This window comes from Flavobacterium sp. ACAM 123 (assembly GCF_000264055.1).
Classification (GTDB): domain Bacteria; phylum Bacteroidota; class Bacteroidia; order Flavobacteriales; family Flavobacteriaceae; genus Flavobacterium.
In genome coordinates this window covers 1-4,891 of the sequence record NZ_AJXL01000166.1, presented here as the reverse complement: position 1 = coordinate 4,891, position 4,891 = coordinate 1, and the positions used below count along the sequence as shown (strand labels likewise).

General features: G+C 35.4%; 2 protein-coding genes and 1 pseudogene. All 3 read right to left on the bottom strand.

Annotated features, from left to right (window positions below; translation table 11 throughout):
- Nucleotides 1-173: 173 nt before the first annotated feature.
- A complete protein-coding gene (locus A3SG_RS0117450; protein WP_016991284.1) occupies nt 174-2,207 on the bottom strand; it encodes a protein-disulfide reductase DsbD family protein in 2,034 nt (677 codons plus the stop codon).
- Nucleotides 2,207-3,517, bottom strand: a complete 1,311-nt coding sequence (gene tilS / locus A3SG_RS0117445) for a tRNA lysidine(34) synthetase TilS (protein ID WP_016991283.1) — start codon at nt 3,515-3,517, stop codon at nt 2,207-2,209. The genes A3SG_RS0117450 and tilS overlap by 1 nt, the downstream gene beginning before the upstream one ends.
- A 47-nt stretch (nt 3,518-3,564) precedes the next feature.
- Nucleotides 3,565-4,852, bottom strand: a pseudogene (locus A3SG_RS20335) (anthranilate synthase component I family protein).
- Between the last annotated feature and the right edge of the window lie 39 nt (nt 4,853-4,891).

The following is a 4,891-nucleotide window of genomic DNA, read 5'->3' as shown; positions in this document are numbered from 1 at the left end:
TTTTTTAGTTTATAACGATTCAATATACTTGTACTAAATATTACCGGGATTATTATACTATTTCATATCATACTTAAATAGGCACAGGCTATAGGACTAGTACGAGAACGATTTAGATTAAAACATAAGCTCATTTGATGAAACTTTAAACCACCTAATAAATATAAAGAGTATTATTCTTTAAAATTTGAAATTCCAGCTTTCAACCAAGTTCCATATTCTTCTATACCCACATAACTGATTGTTGGCTTATTTTTATTTAAGCTATTCCCTTCTAAATCCGTTAAAACATATAAAGGTTGTGTATTGGTTTTGTATTTTGATATCATAAAATCAGTCCACTTATCCCCTACAGTTTCAATTTCAGAACCTGTCGTTTTCGATATAAACTGTTCACTTTTAGGTAAGTCCCGTTTATCATCAACATATAAGGATATAAGCACCACTTGATTATTTAGAATAGGTAAAATCATAGCGTCAGACCAAACATTATTTTCCATTTTTCTACAATTCACGCAGGCATACCCTGTAAAATCGAGCATAATTGGTTTATTTACTGTTTTGGCATAAGCTAATCCTTTCTCATAATCATCAAAAACTACTATTCCATGAGGTCCGCTTTTAGCTCCTTCCGGTAAAATGATGCTCGCAACGCCACTTGCTGAACCACCTACTCCGTTAGGGCTTTCACTGTATTCCATTGTAGGGGGAAAAGCGCTAATGATTTTTAAAGGCGCTCCCCACAGTCCAGGAATCATATATACCGTAAAACTTAAAACTAACAATCCCAACATTAAACGTCCTACTGAAATATGCGTCAAAGGACTATCATGTGGTAACGTAATTTTTCCGAATAAATAAAAGGCCAATGTTCCAAAAATAGCAATCCAAATCGCGAGGAACACTTCTCTTTCCAATAAATGCAATTGCAATACCAAGTCCGCATTTGATAAAAATTTAAAGGCTAAAGCCAATTCTAAAAATCCTAAAACGACTTTCACCGTGTTCAACCATCCACCAGATTTTGGTAAGGAATGCAACCATCCTGGGAACATAGCGAAAAGCATAAATGGTAAGGCTAATGCCAATGAAAAACCGAACATTCCAATGATTGGAGCAATTCCTCCTTTAGAAGCGGCTTCCACCAATAGCGTACCTACTATCGGTCCCGTACACGAAAACGAAACAATCGCAAGTGCTAATGCCATAAATAAAATCCCTATAATCCCTCCTCTATCTGCTTGACTGTCTACTTTATTTGCCCACGAATTAGGCAGCATAATTTCAAATGCACCCAAAAATGAAGCGGCAAAAACCACTAATAAAACAAAGAAGATAATATTAAACCACACGTTAGTTGATAAAGCATTCAAGGCATCAGCACCAAAAATCCAGGTTACAAAAAATCCAAGAAGTACATAAATAACAATGATCGAGATCCCGTAAATTATCGCATTTCTAATTCCTTTCGCTTTTGATTTACTTTGCTTGGTAAAAAAACTTACCGTCATAGGTATCATCGGAAAAACACAAGGAGTAAGTAAAGCAGCAAAACCGGATAAAAAAGCAATAAAAAAGATAGACCACAATCCTCTTTGGGTCACTGATTTGGGAGCTTCCACTACCGCTTTCTGAGATGCCTCAACAGTATTATTGCTTGCTTCAAGACTTGGAGCCAATACATCTGCTTTTATCGAATCCGTTGCCATAGGATCAGCAATTGGCAATGTTGCTTTCGGCACTGCGGCTAACGCCGGACCGCCTGGTATGGAAAAAGTAAATTTCTTCTCTAAATTGATGCACACTTCTTTACAAACCTGATAATTTAACTCTGCTTCTATTGTCACAACCTTCGGATTCGTAACATGAACTATCTGTTGAATTTGAGCTTTTCTTTGAAAATACGTTTCACTTACTTCAAAAATATCATTATAAGCCGTTTTAGTTTTACTTTCTTTCGCCTTACCAACAAGACTAAAATTCCCTTGTTGGTTTTTAAAAATAACTTCTAACGGCAATGGACCACCATCCGGAGTAAACTGCGAATAGACATGCCAGTCTTTTTCTATCACACCGTCAAAAGTCAACACATAAGTGTTGTCTGATGTTTTTTCAATTTTGGTCGTCCATTTTACCGGATCAAGAATTTGGGCATAACCATTGGCAAAAGCCAAAAAAGTGATAAGGATAAATAATAATTTCTTCATTATTTTAATTCTATTTTTAATATATTCCGTGTTTTGACATCTACTCTAAATCGTTCATCTTGTCTTAGACCAACAATCCAAACAATTGTGTTTTCTGACCATAAAATCCAGATATTTTCTTTTTCTAACAAGGATAATTTCGCATCTTTAAAAAGCTTGCTCACTTTTTTAGACTTGCCTTCCATCCCAAAAGGTTGAAAACTATCGCCTTCATTCCATTTACGTATGACTAAGGGAAAACGTAATTTGTCAGCATCGACAAATATAGCCGTATTTGTAGGAATGTAGAGGTCATCCACTTTAGAAAAGCTAAGTTTTAAGGGAATCTTAACGTCTTCCACTCCTGCGTCAATAAAATATTCCTCCGTACTATTGTTTAAGTTAAGCGGGCTAAGAATTAAGGAATCTCTATCTTTCAATAATCGAAATTCAGCAGAAAAAACGTGCTTCCCTGATTGGCTTTCGACCAAATCATAAATATCATCCCATGCGGTAAATCCAAATTCATGCAACCACTGATATAAATAGGACGTATAATTGGGTAACTTTCTTAATTGATTTAAATCAAAATAGATTCCTTCCTCTTCTTGCCTCGCTACCTGCTGGTAGACCATAATCGAAGCATCTTCAACCATGACTTGTGCTTCCTGCAAGTAAGATTGTGTTTTCTTAAACGAGGTAATAAACTGTGGGTTTAGTTCTTTTAATAAAGGAACGAAATCGTGACGAATCTTATTTCTTAAGTACTTATCGGAGGCATTACTACTGTCCTCTCGCCATCGTATGTTATTTTCATGGGCATAGTTTGCGATTTCCTCCCTTGAAAAAGGCAATAGAGGACGAATAATTTTGTCATTCTGCGCTGGAATTCCAACCAGACCTTCAAGTCCGGTGCCTCGGCTTAGGTTGATGAGAAAAGTTTCTATATTGTCATCAGCATGATGAGCTGTGAGAATATAATCAAAGTTTTCTGTTTCCAATAATTCATAAAACCAATTGTAACGCAAATCACGAGCTGCCACCTGTGTCGAAAGCTTGTAATCTTTGGCAAAAGCCTCCGTATCAAACTGAGTTACAAAAATAGGAATAGCATTCGCTTCAGCATAATCCTGAACAAAATTTTGATCTTCAAAACTCTCTAATCCCCGCAATTGAAAATTACAATGCGCCAAAGCAATTGTATGGTTTAATTGACTGAACAAATGAGCCATGACAATACTGTCCAAACCACCACTGATAGCCAGAAAAAGTTTTTTGTTTTCTAAAAAAGGGAAGTTTTGAGCAATATGATTCTTGAGTCTATCTAGCATAGTTCAAAAATAAAGATTAAAATTCAATATCAAATTATGAATGTAAATTATTGCAACACTTCACGCATTGCTTTTGATTTGAGCAAACACTCTTCATACTCGTTTTCGGCAATCGACAGAGATGTTATGGCGCTGCCTACAGAAAAGGAAACGTACTGATTTTCCTGATTGTATAAGATACTTCTAATGATTACGTTAAAATCGAAATCTCCATTTGGCGTGAAGTAACCCACTGCCCCACTGTACAACCCTCTTTTTGTCTCTTCTAAATCTTCAATGATTTTCATGGCCGAAATTTTAGGCGCACCGGTCATACTCCCCATAGGATACGACTTTTTTATGGCCTCAACCACACTATATTGGTAATCTAATCTAGATGTAACCGTTGAGATCATCTGATGGACTTGCATAAAAGAATAAATACCGCATAATTCTGTAACTTGAACAGATCCTTTTTGCGCGGTATGAGATAAGTCATTACGCACTAAATCCGTTATCATGATATTTTCAGAACGTTCTTTTGGATCTGTCGCCAGGTTATTCTTCGATTCTTCGTCTTTAATTGGATCCGAAAATCGTTTTGAAGTTCCCTTTATTGGTTGTGAAACAAGCAGTTCTCCCTTTTTTTTCAAATACCGCTCCGGTGACGCCGAAAGCAAAAACTGGTGATTGTTTTTAAAAAAAACAGCAAATGGCGGTTGAGAAATTTCGTTAAGTTTAAGAAATTTATCCAATGGATCTATAATCGCATTTTCAGCATAAAATTCCATACAAAAATTAGCCTCATACAAATCTCCCTGCTGAATATGGGCGAGCATTTTTGAAACTTTGTCATGGTACTTTTCTTTTGAAATTCTTTGTTTTATTTCAAGTGGTATCACCTGAGACGATAGGTCCTTCGTTTGTAGTATTATCTCTTTAAAATTGACATCAACTTCATCATCACACATTGTTAAATATTGAATTTCGAGCTCATTCCCTCTTAATAAAAATTATTTTTTTTGGTTGGAAGAAAAATAAATCCGGAAAATGCAAACCATCAAAATTATTCGAATACAAATCCTCCACGTCATTTTTTAGATCATAAGATAAATAACCAAAAAGCCAATCTTTTGTAGTTTGCTGATATTGTTTTAGATCCTCAAAAGCACTATGATAATCGGTTTTTATTGACGTAAAAGCATCTACGGCTAGAACACAGTCAAAACTTGAATGCTGATCTGGATAATCATTACTATCCATAAAAATGACTTCTCGAAACTGTTGTGACCAAATTAGAAGTTGTTCCTTAAACAATTTCGGATTGGGAATAGGCTTATAAATTGATGTCCTCAAAAAAATTTATCTTTAAGAGTCAAAATTACAACAAAAAAA